The following is a 20,717-nucleotide window of genomic DNA, read 5'->3' as shown; positions in this document are numbered from 1 at the left end:
GCATCGAGGAGCCTTCCGGTCACATGTTCCGGTGACGTGTCAGGGAGTCACGGCTGCGGCGAAGTACCGGAGCTGGGGGCTGTTGTAGTAGTTGAACGTCAGCGCGACCGGGGCGTTCGTCTCGGGCGGCGGGCCGCCCTCCACGTACCAGTCCAGCATCCCGAGTTGCATCTCGTTCCAGGGCTTTCCGGGGGCGCGTTCGGCGCGAACGAGGAAGCTGTGGTCGCCGCCGGTGAACGGGTCGAAGCGGAACAGCTGTCCTTCTCCCGAGCGTCGGCAAGGCCCCATCACCACGGCCACGTTGGCGGAGTTCCCGTACATCCGCTGAGGGCTGTCGAGGTAGTCGACGCACTCGCCGGTGGCGCCGTTGCGCAGCCATCCGTAGCCGGGCTTCCCCTCGAACGCCACGGACTTCCAGACCTGCCCCGGACGGCCGTCGCAGGTGTTCTGGACGACTGTCGTGCCGAGGGACTCGACGCACTTGGTGGCGAGTCCCGCATTGCGGAGGGTGCCCGTCCAGGTGACGGTGCCGAGGGGAGCGGGGTGGGAGGCGGACGGGGCGTGCGACGTCCGTGCTGTGGGCGGCTCGGTCGGGTGCGGCGAACGGGGCGCGGAGGGCCTGGCCGTGACGGTGACGGTGACGGGCGGCTGTTCGGTCTGCACCGTGCGGGTCCGCACGGCCACGGGCTGCGCCGACGAGGGTTCCTCACTCCGATCGTCCGGCCGGATCGGCAGGACCAGGACGGCGAGCCCGACGGCGGCGACCATGCCGCCGGCCACCGCGCCCGAGCGCAGCGGGGAGGCCGTGGTCCAGGACCGCCACCTCGTATCTCCGTCCGTGGGGACGCCATCGCCGGGTGCGTCGGACGCCGCGCCGACGGCCCCCGCACCGGCTTCGGTCATCCTGGCCGCCCCATACGCCGTGCTGCCCCAGGGCAGAACCGCCGCGGACAGCACCGGGCCCAACCCCTCGTCGAGGGCGTCGAGTTCGTCCAGGCCCGTGCGGCAGCGTGGGCACCGGGAGAGATGCCGGTCGAAGTCCTCGGTCCGGCGGCGCCCTGTGCGGCGTACGACCGCGCCGAGCATGGGGCCGTAGCGGCGGCATTCATCCGTACCCGCCTGGTTGGCGATCACGGCCAGACAGGCTTCCCGCAGGCCGCTCCGGGCGCGGGAGGCGAACGGGGCGACATCGTTCTCGTCCAGGCCGAGCAGGCGACCGACGAACCGGGCCGGTTCCCCCTCCACCTCGGTGTGCCACAGGACGGTCTGCCGCCGTTCCGTCAGCGACCGGAACGCCCGCAGGACAAGGCTGCCGTCCTCCATGCGGCGCATCCGCGCCTCAACGCTGTCGGACTCCGGGCTTTCGGGCAGGTCGGCGAGCCAGCGCTCGAATTCGGGCGACAGTCCGGTGCGGCCTTCCGCGTCCGCCCACTCGGCGGCCCTACGGCGGACGGCGGTGAGCAGATACGGCCGCCAGGCAGCCCTGGGGCCGCTCCCGGACCGTACGGCGATCAGGGTTCGGGCGAACACCTGCGAGGTCAGCTCCCCGGCGCTGTGCGGAGTGCGGCAGCAGGCGTAGGCGTAGGAGAGAACCGCCGAACGATGCCGTCGGTGCAACTCCGCCACCGGGGCGTCGGATCCCGGACTCCGCACCAGGTCGGCGAGTTCGGCGTCGGAGGGGTGGCCGGCGGTGCTCGGGTCCGTTGGTCTGCCTCTCACCGATCGGCTCCGGACTCGACGACGGGGAGCCGGGCCACCACGCTGGTACCCGCTGGCGAGAGGTGAATCGTGCACCAGCTGGTGCAGGCCCTGACCAGGTCGAGTCCTCGTCCGAAGGCGGCGTCCTCGTCCTCCGCCATACGGCGGTCGGCGTCCCGGCCCAGCCAGCGGCCGGAGTCGGTGACCTCGACGGTCAGCGCGACGCCGTCGAAGACGATGCGGGTCGTGATGTCCGTGCTGCCGCTGTGGAGCACGGAGTTCGTCACCAGTTCGCTGACGACGAGCGCCAGCGTGTGGCTCACCTCCTCGGGAACGGCCCACTGCCGGGCGGTACCGCGTGCGAAGCGACGTAACTCCGGCACGCTCTCGGTCACCGCCCTGGCGGTGCACTGGGCCCGTAGCTGGGTCGGTCCAGGTCTTGTTGCCCGGCTCTGCCGTGGGCGGTCGGTGGTGGCGGGGAAAAGGCCGTCGATGAGGGCCATACCGGTTTCTCCCGGAGTGGTCGCTGATGTGCTGTGCGAGGCATCGCTTCGACCGTGGCCGCCGTCGTACCGCGGGGACAAGCAGGGGACCCGACCTTACCTATACGTAATAACTCTGAGTACGCACCCTGTGACCCCGGTCTCTGCTTCGATGAGACCGGGGCGCCGCGAATCGGCCAAGGTGTTGAACCAGCCGTGGCGGGACAGCGTCCTGCAAAGCGCCGATCAACACAGGGGGACCCGTGATGCGTGAGCGGGAGTGGGAGACGGCCGTACGCGGGCCTCTGGCGTCGACGCCGCCGGACGCGACGGTGCTGGTGCTGGTCGACGGGGCGGCGGGGACGGGCAAGACCCGGTTCGTGAAGTGGCTCCTCGCGCTGCCCGAACTCGGCGCGATGCCACGCCTGAAGGTGACGTTCTCGGCCTCGGGCAACGTTGTCCTCCAACAGCAGGCCCCCCTCAAGGGGCCCGCATCCGAGCTGCCGAGGACCGGGGCCGTACGCCGCCCCGCGGTTGCCCGGCCCATCACTCTGGCGCAGCCGGGGCCCGCCGCGCTCGCGGCCTCCTCCCTGGGAGAGTTGGCGGCCCCGCTCGAAGCCGGCGGCCCGGTGCTGCTCGTGGCCGAGAACGTGCACCGCGCGGACGAGCCGGACGCACACGCGTTGCGTACCCTCCTCGCTCACCCGCCGGCCGGGTTACGCGCCGTACTGACCCATCGCCCCGAGGAACTGGCCCGTCCCGGACTGGTGTTGGGCGCCCCCGTGGGCTACCCCGCCGAGATGAGCCTCGTCCGGCTTCGGCTCGGGCCGCTCGACGAGGCGGAGGTCCACCGGATGGCGGTGGAGGCCTTGGGCGAGGACCGCTGTTCGGCCCAGTTCGTCACCAGGCTGTACGAGCGTTCGGGCGGCATAGCGCAGGCGGTGGCCGATCTCGTCACCGAACTGAAGGCGGCCGGCGCGCTCCCGGCCGGCCCCGACGCGGCCGGCCCGGCCCGGCTCACCGCCCGGCATGTGGACGAGGCCGCGGTGCCCGTCCGGCTCACGGAGCTGGTGGTCGGCCGGATGGCGGCGCTGGACGTGGAGACACGGCGTCTGGTGTGGGCGGCGGCCGTGGTCGACGAGGCCGCGACGGAGGACGAGTTGGCGTCGGTCGCCGCCTTGTCGGCGGAGAGCGGGCGGGCGGCGCTGACGGCCGCGTTGTCCGAGGCGGTGCTGCACGAACTCGGGCTCGGTCGGTACGGGTTCCGTATGCCCATGGAGGCCGCGGCCGTGTATCAGCTGCTGCCCGGCCCGGTGCGGCGGGAACTGCACGCTCGCGCGGCCGAGGTGTCGGCGGTCCGGCGCCCGGTGCCGTGGGCGCGGCTGGCCCGCCACCAGTTTGCGTCCGGCCGGATCGCCCAGTGGCTGGAGAGCATGGAGAAGGCCGCGTCCGAGGCCGTCGAGTCCGGGCGCCACCAGCCGGCGATCTCGCTGCTCGAAGAGGTGCTGGCACATCCCGAGGTCCGGCAGGCCGATCGGGTCCGGCTGACGTTGATGCTGGCCCGCAGCGCCTACAGCGGGCTGCGCTCGGACCAGACCGTGAGGGTTCTGCGGCGGCTGGTCGACGACCCCGAGCTCCCCGCCGCGGTCCGCGGTGAGATCCGGCTGGACCTCGGGCTGCTCATCGGCAACCAGGTGGGGCGGCCCAGCGAGGGACGTACCGAACTCATCAGAGCCGTACGGGAGTTGGGCGCACACCGAGCGCTGGCGGCGCGGGCGATGTCGGCGCTGGCGCTGCCCTACTGGCCGGCCGGCCCACTCGCGGAGAATCTTGCCTGGCTGGCGCGGGCCGAGGCGACGTCGGTCGAGAGCGGGGACGCGGCGATCCGGGCGGCGGTCGCCGCGAACCGGGTGACCGTGCTGCTCAGTGTGGGTGAACCGGACGGCTGGCGGGAACTGGAGGACTTGCCCCGGGAGAGCGACGACCCGCGGATTCTCCATCACACGGCCCGCGGCCTGTTCAACGCCGCGGATTCGGCGGTCTGGCTGGGCGAGTACACGCGGGTGCGTGAGCTCCTGGCCGAGGCTTCCGATCTGGCTGCCCGAAACGGGGACGTGTACCAGCAACAGGGGACACAGGGCACGGCGCTGCTTCTGGACCTGGCGACCGGCCACTGGGCGGGGCTGGCCGCTCGGGCCCGCACGTTCGCCGCGGAGGCGGGCGAGATGCCGTACATCGCCTGCGACGGCATGATCGTGCTCGGCCGGCTCGCCGTGGCGAAGGGCAACTGGAGCCAGATGCGGGACTGGCACTCCGGCTTCCTGGCCGGGGACGACTGCCCCGTACCGGTGGCCGCGGCCACCGCGGGCTGCCGGATCAGGGTGGCCCTCGCTCGCGAGGACACCGAGGGCGCGGCCCGGGAGGCGGCCGACGCGTGGGCCAGGCTCCGGGCCAAGGCGGTGTGGGTATGGGCCGCCGAGCTGGCTCCGTGGGCTGTCGAAGCGACCGTCCGCGCCGGGGAGTCGGACCTCGCACGGGACATGGTGGACGAGTTCGCCGCGGGCATCGAGAGCAGACGGGCACCCGCCGCCACGGCGGCACTCACCTGGTGCCGGGCGCTGCTGGCCGAGGCGGACCGGGCGCTGCCGGAGGCGGCCGACGGCTTCCGGCACGCCCGGACCCGCTACCAGGAGCTGCCCCGGCCCTATGAGGCGGCCCTTGCCGCGGAGGCGGCCGGCCGCTGCGCCGTGGCCGGGAGTCCGGGGACGACAACCACGGGAATCGCCGAACTGGCTGCAGCCGCCCATGAGTTGGAGAACCTCGGGGCGACCTGGGACCTGGCGCGGGTACGGGCGGAGCTGCGCGCCCATCCCGGCGCCGAGCGGCGCCCGCCGGGCCGCCCCCGATACGGTGAGCGGCTCTCGCCCCGCGAGCAGGAGGTGGCCGAGCTGGCCGGCGCCGGGCTGAGCAACCGCGAGATCGCGGCCACCCTGCATCTGTCCCCACGCACCGTGGAACAGCATGTCGCCCGTGCGCTCAAGAAGTCGGGTGCGACGTCCCGGCTCGACCTGGCGGTCCCGGACCGTGGCGGCAAGCCGGGGCGGTGAGCGGGCCGGGCGCCCCTGATCCGCGTGGTCCATCCGTGGTCCGCGCGTTTATGTACGTACCCGTAATGCGCCGCCACGGATAGGTAACTCCCTTTCAGCGAGCCTAAGTTCGTCACTGTTCACCGCACCCGGCGACGCGGGGCGGGGGACACACCCACCCGGTGCGGTCACGGTCACCCCCCTGTCCGCCGGCAACGGCGGAAGCCCGACCGCGCCGGGTGGCCGGCAGTCGGCTCTTAGCCGGACATCGCCTTCACATCCCGGCTCTTCACGCCCCGGCTTTCGGCATGCCCGAATCAGGTACACGCGAAAGGCACACAGTGCAGCAAACGCATCGAAAATCCCGCCGCGGCCGCATACTCGTCGCCGCCGCACTCGGCACCACGCTCCTCGGCGTCAGCGCCGTAGCCATGGCAGGGCAGGACCCGTCGGCGCCATCGGCTACCAACTCCCCCGCCTCGCCGAAGTCCGGATCGCAGACCGCACTGCGGGCCGAGCGGACGTCCGGTCTCATCGTCGGCTACAAGTCGAAGGCGAAGGAGACGCGTTCGGCCGAATCGGTACGCGAGGGCATCGAGGCCGCGGGCGCGGGGACGGGCGAGAAGCCGTCGTACCAGCGCCGTCTGGGCAATGGCGCGGCGCTGGTGGACCTGGGCGGAGTACGGCCCGCCGAGCGGGTCGCCGAGCTCATGGACCGGTTCCGGGCCGATCCGGACGTCGCCTATGTCGTCCCGGACCGCCGGATGCAGGCCCAGTCCGTCACCTCGCCCAACGACCCGCGCATCCCCGAACAGTGGAACCTGTCCGAGGCCGGGGTGGGTTTCGATGTGCCGGACGCATGGGGGATCTCCACCGGCCAAGGGGTGACGATCGCGGTGCTGGACACCGGCATCGCAAACCACTCCGACCTGGCTGCCAACATCGTCCCCGGGTTCGACTTCGTCTCCGACGACTTCGCGGCGAAGGACGGCGACGGCCGCGACAGCGACCCCTCCGATCCGGGCAACGCCACCAAGGCGGGTGAGTGCGGCACCGACGCCGAGGGGAAGCCGGTTCCGGAGCAGGACCTCGGCTCCAGCTGGCACGGCACGCACATGGCGGGCATCGCGGCCGCCGCGTCCGACAACGGCCAGGGGATCGCGGGTGTCGCGCCCGGCGCGAAGGTGCAGTCGGTACGCGTGCTGGGGCGGTGCGGCGGGGCGAACTCCGACATCATCGACGCGATCACCTGGGCCTCCGGCGGAAACGTCCCCGGCGTCGCCGACAACGAGACCCCCGCCGAGGTCATCAACATGAGCCTGGGCGGCCCGGGCTCCTGCGACCCGGCCACGCAGAGCGCCATCGACGGAGCCGTTCAGCGCGGGAGCACCGTCGTCGTTTCCGCCGGCAACAAGGGCGGTGCGCCCGCGCCGCGGGACGCCGCCGAGTTCACTCCGGGCAATTGCCGGAATGTCATCACCGTGGCCGCCACCGATCGCGAGGGCGACAGGGCCGAGTACTCCAACTTCGGCAGCGTGGACGTCGCGGCCCCCGGCGGTGACACGAGGACCAACCCCGCGGACGGCATCCTCTCCACGTTCAACTCCGGCGGTGACGCGCCCGCTTCCGAGAGCTTCGCCTTCGAACTGGGCACCAGCCAGGCCGCCGCGCATGTCTCCGGCCTCTCCGCCCTGTTGATCGCCGCCGATCCCGCGCTGACACCGGCGGACATCGAGCAGGCCGTCAAGGACAACGCGCGCCCTGTGCCCGGCACCTGCCCGGGCGGTTGCGGCGCCGGGCTCGCCGATGCCGCCAAGACCGTCGAGGGCGTCTCGAAGGGCGAGGCACTCCCGGCACCCGGCTCGCCCTCGACACCGCCCGGCACCGGACAGCCGACGGACGGCACGGACCTCGGCGCGTGCCTCGACAACGCCTGCGAGGTCGAGGTGACGGGCGGAGACACCATCCGGCTCGACGGTACGGCAGGCGTCGGCGAACTCAAGATCGACAGCGTCGCCGACAACACACTGACCATGACCGGGTCCTCCGACAACGGCACCCAACAGTCCACCGCCAGCCAGACCGCCCCGGGCCGGTCGACCATCAACGACCTCGTCGTCGACCTCATCAGCACCGACGGGGACCGCGCGGTCATCCGCCTTTCCTGATCCGGCTCGTTGACCCAGCTCGTTGCGGGGAGACACCACGGTGACGTCGACGTACGGAAATCCGCCCCTGAACGAGCTGGGTCCTGCAAGGACCTGGACAGCACCGCCAAGGACCTGGACAGCGCCGCCGGACGGTCACAGGCGCCGGGATGCCGCCACGATCCGATCCCGGAACGGACGTCGACGCACCGCTTCCACCACCTCCGCCAGCAAGGGCCCCAGCGGCAGCGAGAGTTCCGCGTCCAGCTCCGCCATCGCCGCCGCCGTCGCATCCCACTCGGCCTCGATCACCGGGAGCAGGGAGTGGGCCTTGGGTGTGAGCTCGATCAGCCGGCGGCGTGCGTCTTGAGGGTCGGGGGAGTGGGTGACCAGTCCCGCGCGGGCCATCTGGGCAGCGGTCTGGCTTGCGGCCGAGTGTGTGACGCCCACCGCTGCGGCGAGGTCGCGGACGGAGAGCGGACCATCTGTCAGGAGTGCCCGTACGGCCGGGGAGAAGCGAGGCCGGTACTCGGCGAGCCCCTGCTCTTCGTAGAACTTGGCCACGTCGCCGTCGAGGAGGTCAAGGACGTGGCGGAGCAGGGTACCGACGGCGACGGGGTCCGGGAGGTTCTTCACCCTGATAATCTAACAGCGCTGTTGGATTACGGAGGTGCACCCGGCATGGCCGAGCTCTACCCCCTCATCGAGCCGTACGAGCACGGCACTCTCGACGTCGGCGACGGCAACCACGTGTACTGGGAGACCTGCGGAAACCCCGCGGGCAAGCCCGCCCTCGTTCTGCACGGTGGACCGGGATCCGGCGCGGGACCGTTCTGGCGCAGGCTGTTCGATCCCTCGGCGTACCGCATCGTGCTCTTCGACCAGCGCGGGTGCGGACGGAGCACCCCCGATGCCGCCGATCCGCAGACCTCGCTCGCCGCCAACACCACCGCCCATCTGATCGCCGACATCGAACTGCTCCGGCAGCGCCTCGGCATCGAGGAGTGGTTGGTCATCGGCGGTTCCTGGGGCGTGACCCTCGCGCTGGCCTACGCCGAGCAGTACCCGGCTCGCGTGTCCGAGCTGGTGCTCTTCAGCGTCACCAACACCACGCGCCCCGAGGTGGAATGGGTCACCCGACAGATGGGGCGGATCTTTCCCGAGGAATGGGCCCGCTTCCGTGACGCCGTACCGGAGCGCGAACGCGACGGCAGCCTCGTGGAGGCGTACGCCCGGATGCTCGCCGACCCCGACCCGGCCGTACGGGAGCGGGCGGCGCTGGAGTGGTGCCGATGGGAGGACGTGCACGTGTCCACCCACCGGGGCCACAAGCCCGACGCGCGCTACGAGGACCCGCGCTTCAGGCTGCGCTTCGCCCGCCTCGTCACGCACTACTGGCGACACGCCGGGTTCCTGGAGGACGGGGTGCTGCTCCGCGACGCCGGGAAGCTGGCCGGCATCCCCGGCGTGATGGTCCACGGACGGATGGACATCAGCGGTCCCCCCGACGTCGCATGGCGGCTGGCCCAGGTGTGGCCGGACGCGGAGCTCGTGCTGATCGGCGAGGAGGGACACGGGCTGTCCGGGGACGCCACGACGGATGCGGTGCTGGCGGCGACGGACGGGTTCCGGCCTTCCTAGCCCGACTTCCGTGGGCCCCTCCTCAGCCCAACGCGCTCTTCCCCTGCCACTCACCCCACGAGAGGTTCCACGCCCCGAAGCCGTTCCCGGGCGCCACCACGCCCTTGGTGTCCTTGCCCGTGATCTCGAACGGGTCGCCCGGCCGCACCTGCCCGTAGAACCAGGCCGCGTTCGCGTCGCTCATTCCTATGCAGCCGGAACTCCGGTTGGCGTTGCCGAAGTAGCGGGCGTTCCACGGGGCGGCGTGTGCGTACATGCCCGACCAGGTCAGCCGCATCGAGTAGTCGACCATCTTGTTGTACGCGTCGGCCAGGCCCACCGTCTCGGAGTTCATGTTGATCGTGCCCTCCTTGGCCATGAGGACGGCGGTTCCGCGCCAGGAGCGCTTGTCGCCGCCGGGTGTGCCGCCGGAGACCGGTATGCGGCGGACCGTCTCGCCGTCGCGGACGAGGGTGAGTTGGTGGCTGTCGAGGTCGACCTTGACGATCTGCCGGGAGCCGATGGTGAAGGTGGTCGTGTAGTCGCGTACGAACCAGCCGCCGTCCGTGCCCGAGTCCGTGCCGTTCAACTCGGCGTTCAGCGTGACTTTCGTCCCCGGCTTCCAGTACGTCCTGGGCCGCCAGTCCACCCGGTCCCGGCCCGACCAGTCGGAGATCCAGCCCCAGGAGCCCTCGGTGTCGTTCGAGGTGGTGATCTTGAGCTGCTTCTCCACCTCGGCCCGGTTCTTCACCGGGTTGTCGAAGACCAGGGAGATCGGCTGGGCGATGCCGACGGTGGCATCGGCTCCCGGCCGCCAGTCGACCTTGTTGACCTTGTCCGCCGGGGCCGTGGTGAAGGCCGCCTTCGTGGTCTTGGCGGTTCCGGCCTCGGTCCGGGTCGCCGCCGTCACCGCGTACGACGCGCCGGGTACGGCCTTGCGGTCGGAGATCCACGACCGGCCGTCGGCGGCGACCTTGCCGGCGAGCCGGTGGCCCTCGGCGTCGGTGACGGTCACCGAGGTGAGTCTGCCGCCCGAGGCCGTGACCCGTACGGGCTTGCCCGCCGGGACCCGTTCCCCCTCGGGCGTGACGGTGACCGTGACCGGGCGGTCCTCGGCGCTCGGCTTCCCCTCGTTGTCCGGGGCGTTGGAGGAGCCGTTCGACGAGCAGGCGGCGAGCAGGCCCAGCAGGGCGGCCATGGCGGTGGCCACCACGGCGGCCCGGACGGCCCGGACGCGGGGATGGGCGAGTGCACGAGTGCGCGACAACAGGACCTCCGGGAGGGCGATTACGGGTTGGGCGAGTCGGCGATGTCGTGACTGTAGAGCGGGAAAACCCGAGGTCAGCCGCTATGGGGCTGTGTGACGGCGTCTGGTGAGGAACGGTCATGGTCCGGTCACATTCGCCGCGCGGAGCGGTCATGGGCCGCTGTGAGCCTGCTGTGTGTCCCCGCGACAGGTCCGGGGAGAAGGAGAGGCTCAGACTGTGTCAGCGCTGCTCGTGCCGCCCAGCCGTGTGTGCCAAGCACGGGACCGGGGCGTGGTCCTGCGAACCATCACCGCGGAGACGTACCGCGCCTTCCTCGCGTCCCCCGACGGCGCGGCCCTCGGCGCCGGATTCCTGCAGTGCCCGTCCTGGGCCGAGGTCAAGGAGGGCTGGCGCGCTCAACTGCTCGGCTGGGGGCCGGATCCGGAGGCGGGCGCGCTGACGGGCGTGGCGCTGGTGCTGCTGCGGCAACTGCCCGGCACCCGCAAGTACTTCGCCTACCTTCCCGAAGGGCCCGTCGCCGACTGGAACGACCCCGACATCGACGGCTGGCTCGGTCCGCTGCTGGAACACCTGCGCCGCGCGGGCGCCTTCGCCGTGCGCATCGGCCCCTCGCCCGCCTACCGGCGCTGGGACGCCGCCCTGCTCAAGCCGCTCACCGGTCCGGGCCGGCGTCTGGGCGACGTCCTCGCCAGTGAGGTCGACCCGCTCGGCACCGCCGTCGCCGAGCGGCTGCGGGCCCGGGGCTGGCGCCGCTGCGGTGGTGACGGCACCGCAGGGGAGGGGACCGGAGGGGACGCGGACGCCCAGCCCCGGCACGTCTTCCACGTGCCGCTCGCCGGACGGACCACGCAGGACCTGTGGTCCGGGCTCAACCAGGAGTGGCGACGCAATGTCCGCCGAGCCCAGAAGGAGGGCGTGGAGGTGGTGGTGGGCAGTGCCGCCGAACTCCCCGAGTTCTACCGGCTGCTCGGCATCACCGAACGACGCGACGGCTTCCGGCTCGGCCGTTCGCTCGCCTACTACGAGCGTCAGTACGCGGCGCTCAACGCCGAGGAACCGGGCCGGATGAAGCTGTACCTCGCCCGTCACCAGGGAGAGATCCTCGCCGCCCACACGATGATCACGGTGGGCCGCCGGGCCTGGTACCAGACCGGCGCCTCGGCCGACCACCGCCGCGAGGTCCGCCCCTCCAACGCCCTGCAGTGGCGGATGCTGCAGGACGCCCATGCACTCGGCGCCGACGTGTACGACATGCGCGGGGTACCCTCCACCCTCGATCCAGGCGAACGTGCGTACGGACTGCTGCGGTGGAAGCTCGGCACCGGGGGACGGGTCGTCGAGACGTTGGGGGAATGGGAGAAACCCTTGGGCGGCAGCGCCAACCACACGCTTTACCGCGCCTTCCAGGCGTACCTGAACCGCCGATGAAGCAGCAGATGACGAAGGAGGCCCCTGAGGCCTCCTCCGCGGCGCGCGGCACCGCCGTCATGGCCGCCGGGTCCATCGTCGGCCGGGCCACCGGTTTCGCCCGTTCCGCCGTGGTCGCCGCCGCGCTCGGCACCATCGGGCCCACCGCCGACGGCTACGCGGTCGGCAACGCCCTGCCCACCATCGTCTACATGCTGCTCCTCGGCGGCGCCCTGAACGCCGTCTTCGTGCCCGAGCTGGTCAAGGCCGCCAAGGAGCACGACGACGGCGGTACGGCGTACACCGACCGGCTGGTCACCGTCTGCGTCGTCGCCCTGCTGGCGATCACCGCGACCGCCGTATGGGCGGCCCCCGCGATCGTCGACGCGTACACCGACTACACCGGCCCGCAGGCGGCCATGACCACCGCGTTCGCCCGCTACTGCCTGCCCCAGATCTTCTTCCTCGGCCTGTTCACGCTGCTCGGGCAAGTACTCAACGCACGGGGCCGGTTCGGCGCGATGATGTGGGCGCCGGTCCTCAACAACCTCGTCGTCATGGCCGTGTTCGGGCTGTACCTGGCCCTCGCCATGGGCGGCGGCGACACGCTCACCCCGACCGAGACAGCCGTCCTCGGCTGGGGCACGACCGCCGGTATCGCCGCCCAGGCACTCGCCCTCGTCCCCGCCCTGCGCGCGGCCCGCTTCCGCTGGCGGCCCCGCTTCGACTGGCGCGGCAGCGGACTGACCCGCCCCCTGCGCGCGGCCGGCTGGCTGGTGCTGCTGGTCCTGGCCAACCAGGCCGCCTACTGGGTCACCACCCGGCTGGCCACGACCGCGGGCCTCGACGGCGGCCCCGGCTACGGCGCGTACAACAACGCCTATGCCCTGTGGGTCGTACCGCACGGCATCATCACCGTCTCCGTGGTGACCGCGCTGCTGCCCCGGATGAGCGCGGCCGCCGCCGACGGGGACACCGCCGCCCTGCGGCGCGACGTCTCGCACGCCCTGCGGGTCTCCGCCTCCGCCGTCGTACCCGCCGCCTGTGCGCTGTTCGCCCTCGCCCAGCCGGTGATGGCCCTCGTCTTCGGATACGGCAGGACCAGCGCCGCCGACACGGCCGCCATGGCCGGGATCCTGATGGCCTTCGCGCCGGGACTCGTCGCCCTGTCGGGCCAGTACGTCCTGTCCCGCACCTTCTACGCGCTCTCCGACACCCGTACGCCGTTCCTGCTCAACCTCGTGATCGTCGCCCTCAACGCGGGACTGTCCCTGGCCGCCGCACACCTGCTGCCGGCCCGCTGGGCCGTGACGGGCATGGCGGCGGCGTACTCGCTGGCGCTGTGCGTGGGCTGGGCGGTGACCGGCCTGGTGCTGAGCCGCCGGCTCGCCGTCGCCCGCCCCCTGCGCTCGTCCGCGGTCGGCGCCCACGTGCGGCTGATGTCGGCGGCCGTCCCCGCCACCGTGCTGGGTTACTTCGCGGTCCTGGGAACCGCACCGGCGGGGGCGGTGGTCTCCGTGGTTGCCGGTGCGACCGCCGTCGTCCTCACCTTCGCCCTGCTCGCCCGTCCGCTGCGGCTCGCCGAACTCGAAGCGCTGCTCTCCGGCGCACGCCGGCGATGGACCCGGACCCGGACCTGACCACCACCGCCGGACCCGACCACCGCCGGACCCGACCATCACCGAGGGAGAACCACCGATGCCCCGCGTGCTCCTCATCGAGGACGACCCCTCCGTACGCGAGGGGGTCGAGCTCGGTCTGCGCCGCCGCGGCCACGACGTACGTGCGGTCGCGACCGGCGAGGCCGGCCTCGCCGCGATGGCCGAGTTCCGCCCCGATCTGCTGTTGCTCGACCTGATGCTGCCCGGCATGAACGGGGTGCAGGTCTGCCGCCGGGTCCGTGAGCGCAGCCAGCTGCCGATCATCATGCTCACCGCGCGCGGCGACGACTTCGACGTGGTCGTCGGCCTGGAGGCTGGTGCCGACGACTACATCGTCAAGCCCGCCCGCACCGAGGTGATCGAGGCCCGCATCCGTGCCGTACTGCGCCGCCTGGACGACGGCGGCGCGGGCCGCCCGGCCATCGAGGTCTACGGCGAACTCACCATCGACCGGGTCGGGCTGACCGTCACCAAAGCCGGCCGGCCGCTCGCGCTCGCTCCCTCGGAGCTCAAGCTCCTGCTGCACCTCTGCGCCGCCCCCGAGCAGGTGTTCAGCAGACAGCAACTGCTGGAGCACGTCTGGGAGCACAGCTACCACGCCGACGCCCGGCTGGTCGACGCCTGCGTCCGCCGTCTGCGCGGCAAGATCGAGGACGAGGCCGGCAGCCCCCGCTACGTCCAGACACTGCGGGGCTTCGGCTACCGCTTCGGGCCGCTGTGATCACCGGCCCTCGTCGGTCGCGGTTCCTGGCGTTCGGCCTGCGTAGGCGGCTGCTCCTCGCCTTCCTGCTGGTCGCCGCCGTCAGCGCCGGCACGACGGCCGCGCTGACCTACCGTGAGGCCCGCACCGCGGTGCTGCAGACCGCCCAGGACACGGCGGTCACGTCGTTCCGTGACCAGGTCCAGCAGACGGGCTTCGACCTGCCCGTGCAGGGAGGGCAAGACCTGGAGGAAGTCCTGCGTTACATCGCTCGCAAGGGCAAGCCGCACCCCTGGGTGGTGTTCGCCGAGTACGGTTCCGTCCGCGCCTCCTCGGGCGAGAACCCCGTCTCCACCGTCATCACACCCGAACTGCGCCGCGCAGCACGGGCCAACCCCCACGGCAGCTTCGAGCGGGTCGTCAAGGACGGCGTTCCCTACCTGACCATCGCCATGCCCATGGTCTTCAAGACAGGCCCCTACAGCGAGCTGCCCAGCGGGCTCGTCCTCTACGCCGTCATGCGGATGACCGACGAACAGGTCAACGTCGACGCCCTCCTCATGGCCGCCCGGGACGGCGCCCTGCCCGGCCTCGCCGTCGCGCTGATCCCCGGCCTGATCGCCGCCCGCAGCGTGCTGCGCCCGGTGCGGGAACTGCGCCAGGCGGCCCGGAGCATGGGCAGCGGCCGACTGGACACCAGGATCGCGGTACGCGGCAGCGACGAACTGGCGGACCTGGCACGCACCTTCAACGAGTCGGCCGCCCAACTGGAGAGGTCGGTGCGGGAACTGCGCGAGGCCGAGGCCCGCGCCCGCCGCTTCGCCTCCGACGTCTCGCACGAACTGCGCACCCCCCTCGCCGGAATGCTCGCCGTCACCGAGGTCCTCGACGAGGACGCGGATCACCTGGACGCCGACACCGCCCGGGCGGTCCGGCTGGTCAGCGCGGAGACCGGAAAGCTCGCCGTACTCGTCGAGGACCTGATGGAGATCTCCCGCTTCGACGCCCGCGCGGCCGAACTGAACGCCGACGAGGTCGACGTGGCCGAGGCCATCCGTAAAACCCTCGACAACCGGCACTGGACCGACGACCGGGTCCGCACCGAACTCCCCGACGGCATCCGCGCCCGGCTCGACCCGCGCCGCTTCGACATCGTGATCGCCAACCTCGTGGGCAACGCCCTACGGCACGGCAGCGAGCCGGTCACGGTACGCCTGCGCACCGAGGCGCCCTCCCCGGGCGCACCCGTGCTGCTGATCACGGAGGTCGCGGACAGCGGCCCCGGCATCCGCCCCGAATCCCTCCCGCACATCTTCGACCGCTTCTACAAGGCCGACGCGGCCCGCACCCGGTCGGCGGGCAGCGGCCTCGGACTGGCGATCACCCTGGAGAACGTGAAGCTGCACGGCGGAACGATCCATGCGGGGAACCGGCCCGGGGGCGGCGCCGTCTTCACCGTCGAGATACCGCTCCAAGCGGAGGAGACCGGCGGATGAGGCGTGCGCGGACGCGCGGACGTGCGGCGGCGGTCGTCGTTGCCGTCGCCTTCGCGGCCGTACCCCTGTTCGCCGGCTGCGGCATTCAGGAGACCGACGTCATCGAGGCGGGCGGTCCGGCCAGCTTCCAGGCCTTCTTCGACCGCGACTACGAAATGCTGCTCTTCTTCCGTTCCCCCGACGGACAGCTGACCCCCGTGATCCGGTCGACCGAACCCCCGGCCGGGTTCGGCGACGGATACAGCGAGTCGGGCTCAGGGGACCAGAACTCCGACGACCCGGCCGGACCGGTGCCGACGGAGAAGGTCGTCCTGGCACTGCTCGGCGGCCCCCAGCAGAAAGACCGAGCCGCCGGCCTGACCACCGCCCTCCCCACCGCCCGCCCCGGCGCAGCCGTCAAGGTCGAGCGCGCTTCGGGCAAGGTCACGACCCGCCTGCCCCTCGCCCTGGAGGGCCTGTCCAGCACCGCGCTGCGCCAGCTGACCTGCACGATCGCCTACAGCCAGGAAGCCGACGGCCAGGTCGTCGTGCACCTGATGGGGCAGGACGGGGCATCGAGGTCCGGCACGTGTGGACAGTGACGGGTGCCCACTCCGTCCTCTCTGCCCTCTACGCTCTCTCCTCCCTCTCCGTCCCCTCCGTCCCCTCCGTCCCCTCCGTCCACTCCGCCCCGGTCCGCAGCCGGAACGCGGCAACGGCCGCCTCCACGGTGGGGAAGAAGTGCCGAGGATCGATCGTCCGGGTGAGCCCGTACCGTTCGATCTTGCGCCGCACGGGGTCCTTCAGCTCGGCGAACACCAGGTGCACGCCCTTCGCGTTGAGGTGCTCGTCGAGTTCCTCCAGGACGTCGGCGGCGGTGGTGTCCACGTCGGTCACGGGCTCCGCCGCGATCAGGATCCAGGTCGGCCGCGGGTCCGCGTCGGCCAGTCGCCTGATCTCGTCGCGGAAGGTCTTGGCGTTGGCGAAGAAGAGCGGGGCGTCGAACCGGTGGATCACCAGGCCCGGCAGCTGTCGGGCCTGCGGGTAGGAGCGGATGTCGTGGTAGCCCTCCAGGCCCTGCACCCGCCCCAGCACGGTGTTGTACGGCCACCAGGCGCGCCGGAAGACGTTGAGGACGGACAGGGCCACGGCGATGGCGATCCCGGGCAGTACGCCGAGCAGCGCCACCCCGGCGAAGGCCGCGAGGCACAGGAGGAACTCCGCCCGGCGCTGTCGCCACAGCCGTACCACTCCTGGGATGTCGGCGAGGGAGAGTGACGCGGTGATGACCACGGCCGCGAGGGCCGGCTGGGGGAGGTTGCGGAACAGGCCCGGAGCCAGCACGAGCATGAGGACGATGAGCGCGGCTCCGACGACCCCGGTGAGCTGGCTTCTGGCCCCCGCGCGCTCCGCGACCGCCGTACGGGACCCGCTCGTGCTGACCGGGAAGCCCTGGAAGAGGCCGGCCGCCAGATTAGCGACACCGACTCCGGTCATCTCCTGGTTGCCGCGGACCTCCTGCCCCGTGCGGGCCGCGAAGGCCGACGCGTTGGAGATCGTGTCGGCCAGGGACACCAGGGCGATGCCCAGCGCACCGGCGAACAGCGGTGCGAGGTCCGAGAGCCGGATCTCCGGGATGGTGAACGGCGGGAATCCCTCGGGCAGTTCACCGACCAGGCTGACGCCGTGCTCGCCGAGGTCGAAGACGGTGGCCGCGGCGATCGCCAGGACCACCATCGCGAGCACGGCCGGGATCTTCGGCATCAGGCGCTGCAGGACGAGGATCACGACGATCCCGCCGACGCCCACCGCGGCGGCGGCCGGCACCGCCGCCCCGTCGGAGAGTTTCTGCACGAGGCCGACGCACTCGCCGATCAGGTTGTCCGCGTCGACCTTGAAGCCGAGCAGCTTGGGCAGCTGACCGATCAGGATGGTCAGGGCCAGGCCGTTCATGTAGCCGATCATCGTCGGTTTGGAGATCAGATCGGCGATGAAACCGAGCTTCGCCACCGAGGCCAGGATCATGATCGCGGCCACCATGAGCGCGAGCACCGACGCCAGCGCGACAGCCCGTTCGGGATCCCCGTCGGCCGCCACCAGGGGCAGCACGGTGGCGGCGATCATCGGCCCCAGCGAGGAATCCGGGCCCAGCACCAGGATCCGGGACGGCCCGCACACGGCGTATCCGAGCAGGCAGAGAATCGACGTGTACAGGCCGGTGATGGGCGGCAGGCCCGCCAACTCGGCGTACGCCATGCCCTGCGGGACCAGCAGCGTGGTCAGGACGACTCCCGCGACCAGGTCCTTGACCAGCCATTCCCGCCGGTACGACGACACCGCACGGATCCCGGGAACGGCCCGCAACCGCCCCGCTGCTCGCATCAGGTGCCTCTCGACCTACGTGCCAGGAGCTTGCCCAGTTCCCACAGGAGCAGAAGCGCCAGGGCGGCCAGCACCGCCCAGCCGAACTGCCGCGCGTTGATCTCGGTCGTCCCGAGGACGCGGCGGAAGCCGTCCATCTGGGTCACCAGCACCGCGAGCACGAACTGGGTCAGCGCCACCCAGTTCATCTGCCTGCTGTCGAAGGTGGACGTCGTCAGCACCGACTCCGTCTCGCTGCGGCACTCGAACGCGGCCACGACCAGACAGAGGGCGAAGGCGGTGAACGCGATCGACTGACCGATCTCGACGCTGTCGAACAGGGCCTGACCGAGCTTGATCAGCCCGAGCAGGAGGACCGTGATCGCCAGCCCGCCGAGTCCGACCGTGACCAGGACGGGCCGGGTCAGGACCGACTCCCCTCGCGGGCGCGGCCTGCGGCGCATGAGCCCGGGGCTCTCCCGGTCGAAGCCCAGCGCGAAGCCGAAGGAGGCGTTGACCACGAAGTGGATCCAGAGCACCTGCGGCGGGGTGAAGGGCTCACCGGCGGCGATGTTGAAGACGGTGGCCCCGAGAAAGGTCAGGACGAACGTGACCAGCAGGAGCAGGACGAACCGGATGTACTTGGTGAGGTTGTCGTAGAGCCTGCGGCCCTGTTCCACGGCGTAGACGATGGTGGCGAACCTGTCGTCGGAGAGGATCATGCGTCCGGCGTTCTTCGCCACGTCCGTTCCGCTGCCCATCGCGATACCGATGTCGGCGGCCTTGATGGCGGGCGCGTCGTTGACGCCGTCCCCGGTCATCGCCACGACATCGCCCTTCTTCTTGAGCGTGTCGGCGAGCAGCACCTTGTGCTCCGGCGCGACGCGCCCCACCACGCCGATGCCGTCGATGCGGGCGAGCTGCTCCTCCTCGCTCAGGGCGGCGAAATCGGCGCCGAGGACCGCCTCGCCGGGGATGCCGAGCTGCCGCGCTATCGCCGCGCCGGTGGTGACGTCGTCACCGGTCACCATGCGGACCCGGATGTGACCCGCCTGCGCGTCGGCCACGGCGGCTCTGGCGTCCTCCCGGGGTGGATCGACCATGCCGACGAGGCTGGTCATCCGCAGGTCGGTGACGTACGCGAGCAGGTCGCCGTCCGGATCGAAGCCGGCCGGGTCCAGATCTCGGGTGGCCGCGGCCATCACCCGGCGCCCCTCGCCGCCCATCCGCTCGGTCTGCGTCTCGGCGCGCGCGACCAGTTCGGCGTCCCACGGGATGGTCTCGCCCGCCGCGAGCGCGGTGGCGGCACGCGCCACCACCGCCGGGACCGCGCCCTTGACGAAGCACCGGACGACCTGCCGCCCTGAGGCGTCGACCACCGAGTTGAAGGTGGCCATCAGCTTGTACTCCGGGTCGAACGGCAGCGTGGCGAGCCGGGGAAGACCTTCCCTGGTGGCGTCGACGTCCAGCCCGGCCTTGTGCGCGAGCACCAGCAGCGCGCCCTCGGTGGGATCGCCCACCACCTCGCCGTCCACCAGCTTCGCGTCGCTGGCCACCACATACGGCAGGATCGCGTCCTCGATGCCCGCGGCGGAACCCGCGGCATGGTGGACCTTCCCGGCGAGCCCGTAGCCGGTGCCCGAGACGGTGTACCGGTCGGTGGGACTCACCACTTCGACGGCGGTCATCTGGTTCATCGTCAGGGTGCCGGTCTTGTCCGAATTGATCGCCGACGTGAACGCCAGGGTCTCGACCGACGGCAGTTCCTTCACGATGGCGTTCCGCTTCGCCAGGTTGAGGCTGCCGACGGACAGGATCGCCTGGGTCACGGTCGGCAGGGCCTCGGGGATGGCGGCGATGGCCAGCGAGACCGCGCTGACGAACAGGACGTCCCAAGCCTGGTCGCGTTGGCGTCCCAGAGCGAACATCACGATCATGGTCAGAGCCGCCGCGCCCGTGATCCACAGCGTCAGGGTGTCGAGCTCCTTGGTGAGCGGCGGTACCTCCTTCTCGGTGGCCGACAGCATGCCGGAGATCTTGCCGACCTCGGTTCCGGCGCCGGTCGCGGTGACGACGAGTACGCCGCTGCCGTGGGTGACCGGGGTGTTCATGAACGCCATGTTCGTCCGGTCGCCGGGCGCGGGCAGAGGGCCCTGCAGTGTGCCGGCGTCCTTCGCGGCGGGCACGCTCTCGCCGGTGAGCGCCGACTCGTCGATCTGCAGGGCACTGGCCTCGATGATGCGTCCGTCCGCCGCGACCTGGTCCCCGGCGGCGATGAGCACGATGTCGCCGACGACAAGCTGCTCGGCGGGGATCTCGGCCTCCGTCCCGTCCCTGCGCACCCGCGCCGTCGCCTTCATCATCGACTGCAGCGCGTTCATCGCGCTCTCGGCCTTGCCCTCCTGGCGTAGGCCCACGACCGCGTTCAGCAGAGTCAGGACGATCAACAGGATCGCGGTGGTCCACTCCTTGATGAGCAGCGAGACGACCGCCGCGACCACGAGGACGATCTGCATGTAGCTGCGGTACTGCTGGAGAAACCGGCGCCAGGCCGGAGTTCGCTTCTCCTCGGGCAGCGAGTTCGGGCCGCGCTCGGTCAGGAGCTGTGCGGCCCGTGCCGTGGAGAGACCGACCGCCGGATCGACGCCGAACGCCGCCACGACCTCCTCGGGAGCGCGCGTGTACCAGGCGTCCTCCGAAGGCCGACGCGGCCGAGCTTGTTCTCCCACGGGATTCGAACGCGTCGTCATCGTTCTGCCTCCGATCCGTGGCCACGGACGGGTCCGGGGCGGTCGCGCACCGGTCCGACAGG

At 71.6% G+C, this 20,717-nt stretch carries 14 protein-coding genes; 8 read left to right on the top strand and 6 right to left on the bottom strand.

The features are described from left to right. Nucleotides 1–39: 39 nt before the first annotated feature. Both BLU79_RS21320 and BLU79_RS21315 read right to left on the bottom strand, forming a co-directional pair. The gene (locus tag BLU79_RS21320) at nucleotides 40–1,719 is read right to left on the bottom strand and encodes a hypothetical protein (protein WP_093907440.1); all 1,680 of its coding nucleotides are present in this window, start codon (nucleotides 1,717–1,719) and stop codon (nucleotides 40–42) included. Continuing rightward, complete coding sequence (locus tag BLU79_RS21315; protein ID WP_177001118.1) at nucleotides 1,716–2,093, bottom strand: ATP-binding protein; 378 nt, start codon at nucleotides 2,091–2,093, stop codon at nucleotides 1,716–1,718. The genes BLU79_RS21320 and BLU79_RS21315 overlap by 4 nt, the downstream gene beginning before the upstream one ends. A 353-nt stretch (nucleotides 2,094–2,446) precedes the next feature. On the opposite strand from BLU79_RS21315, the gene BLU79_RS21310 reads away from it, so the two are divergent. Then, on the top strand, nucleotides 2,447–5,287 hold the full coding sequence (locus BLU79_RS21310; protein WP_093907438.1) for an ATP-binding protein: 2,841 nt from the start codon (nucleotides 2,447–2,449) through the stop codon (nucleotides 5,285–5,287). Nucleotides 5,288–5,607: 320 nt separating this feature from the next. Then, nucleotides 5,608–7,434, top strand: coding sequence for a S8 family peptidase (locus tag BLU79_RS21305; protein ID WP_256333409.1), 1,827 nt, complete (start codon nucleotides 5,608–5,610; stop codon nucleotides 7,432–7,434). 135 nt (nucleotides 7,435–7,569) lie between these two features. On the opposite strand, the gene BLU79_RS21300 is transcribed toward BLU79_RS21305, so the two are convergent. Further along, nucleotides 7,570–8,049 carry a MarR family winged helix-turn-helix transcriptional regulator gene (locus BLU79_RS21300; RefSeq protein WP_093907437.1) on the bottom strand — a complete coding sequence of 160 codons (480 nt, stop codon included), beginning with the start codon at nucleotides 8,047–8,049 and terminating at the stop codon, nucleotides 7,570–7,572. Nucleotides 8,050–8,094: 45 nt separating this feature from the next. Between BLU79_RS21300 and pip the strand changes: the two genes are divergently transcribed. After that, the gene (gene pip, locus BLU79_RS21295) at nucleotides 8,095–9,054 is read left to right on the top strand and encodes a prolyl aminopeptidase (RefSeq protein WP_093907436.1); all 960 of its coding nucleotides are present in this window, start codon (nucleotides 8,095–8,097) and stop codon (nucleotides 9,052–9,054) included. A 22-nt stretch (nucleotides 9,055–9,076) separates the two neighbouring features. Here pip and BLU79_RS21290 read toward each other — a convergent pair whose 3' ends face one another. Beyond that, on the bottom strand, nucleotides 9,077–10,231 hold the full coding sequence (locus BLU79_RS21290; RefSeq protein ID WP_093907763.1) for a L,D-transpeptidase: 1,155 nt from the start codon (nucleotides 10,229–10,231) through the stop codon (nucleotides 9,077–9,079). 286 nt (nucleotides 10,232–10,517) lie between these two features. Between BLU79_RS21290 and BLU79_RS21285 the strand changes: the two genes are divergently transcribed. From BLU79_RS21285 to BLU79_RS21265, 5 genes are read left to right on the top strand one after another with little or no spacing between them, the layout of a single operon-like run. Beyond that, nucleotides 10,518–11,729, top strand: coding sequence for a lipid II:glycine glycyltransferase FemX (locus tag BLU79_RS21285; RefSeq protein WP_093907435.1), 1,212 nt, complete (start codon nucleotides 10,518–10,520; stop codon nucleotides 11,727–11,729). 8 nt (nucleotides 11,730–11,737) lie between these two features. After that, a complete protein-coding gene (murJ, locus tag BLU79_RS21280) occupies nucleotides 11,738–13,348 on the top strand; it encodes a murein biosynthesis integral membrane protein MurJ (protein WP_093907762.1) in 1,611 nt (536 codons plus the stop codon). Nucleotides 13,349–13,406: 58 nt separating this feature from the next. Next, nucleotides 13,407–14,090 carry a response regulator transcription factor gene (locus tag BLU79_RS21275; protein ID WP_093907434.1) on the top strand — a complete coding sequence of 228 codons (684 nt, stop codon included), beginning with the start codon at nucleotides 13,407–13,409 and terminating at the stop codon, nucleotides 14,088–14,090. Next, the gene (locus BLU79_RS21270) at nucleotides 14,087–15,565 is read left to right on the top strand and encodes a sensor histidine kinase (RefSeq protein ID WP_177001116.1); all 1,479 of its coding nucleotides are present in this window, start codon (nucleotides 14,087–14,089) and stop codon (nucleotides 15,563–15,565) included. Before BLU79_RS21275 ends, BLU79_RS21270 begins: the two co-directional genes overlap by 4 nt. After that, nucleotides 15,562–16,146 (top strand): hypothetical protein, encoded by a 585-nt coding sequence (locus BLU79_RS21265; RefSeq protein ID WP_093907432.1) that lies wholly within the window; start codon nucleotides 15,562–15,564, stop codon nucleotides 16,144–16,146. Before BLU79_RS21270 ends, BLU79_RS21265 begins: the two co-directional genes overlap by 4 nt. Before the next feature lie 28 nt (nucleotides 16,147–16,174). On the opposite strand, the gene BLU79_RS21260 is transcribed toward BLU79_RS21265, so the two are convergent. Together BLU79_RS21260 and BLU79_RS21255 are read right to left on the bottom strand one after the other, a co-directional pair. Then, the gene (locus BLU79_RS21260) at nucleotides 16,175–17,926 is read right to left on the bottom strand and encodes a SulP family inorganic anion transporter (protein ID WP_093907431.1); all 1,752 of its coding nucleotides are present in this window, start codon (nucleotides 17,924–17,926) and stop codon (nucleotides 16,175–16,177) included. Next, the gene (locus BLU79_RS21255; RefSeq protein WP_093907430.1) at nucleotides 17,926–20,655 is read right to left on the bottom strand and encodes a cation-translocating P-type ATPase; all 2,730 of its coding nucleotides are present in this window, start codon (nucleotides 20,653–20,655) and stop codon (nucleotides 17,926–17,928) included. Before BLU79_RS21255 ends, BLU79_RS21260 begins: the two co-directional genes overlap by 1 nt. Nucleotides 20,656–20,717 lie beyond the last annotated feature (62 nt).

This window comes from Streptomyces sp. cf386 (assembly GCF_900103585.1).
In the GTDB taxonomy this organism is placed as follows: Bacteria; Actinomycetota; Actinomycetes; order Streptomycetales; family Streptomycetaceae; genus Streptomyces.
The sequence above is the reverse complement of the archived record's forward strand: the minus strand, read 5'-3'. Positions and strand labels throughout refer to the sequence as shown.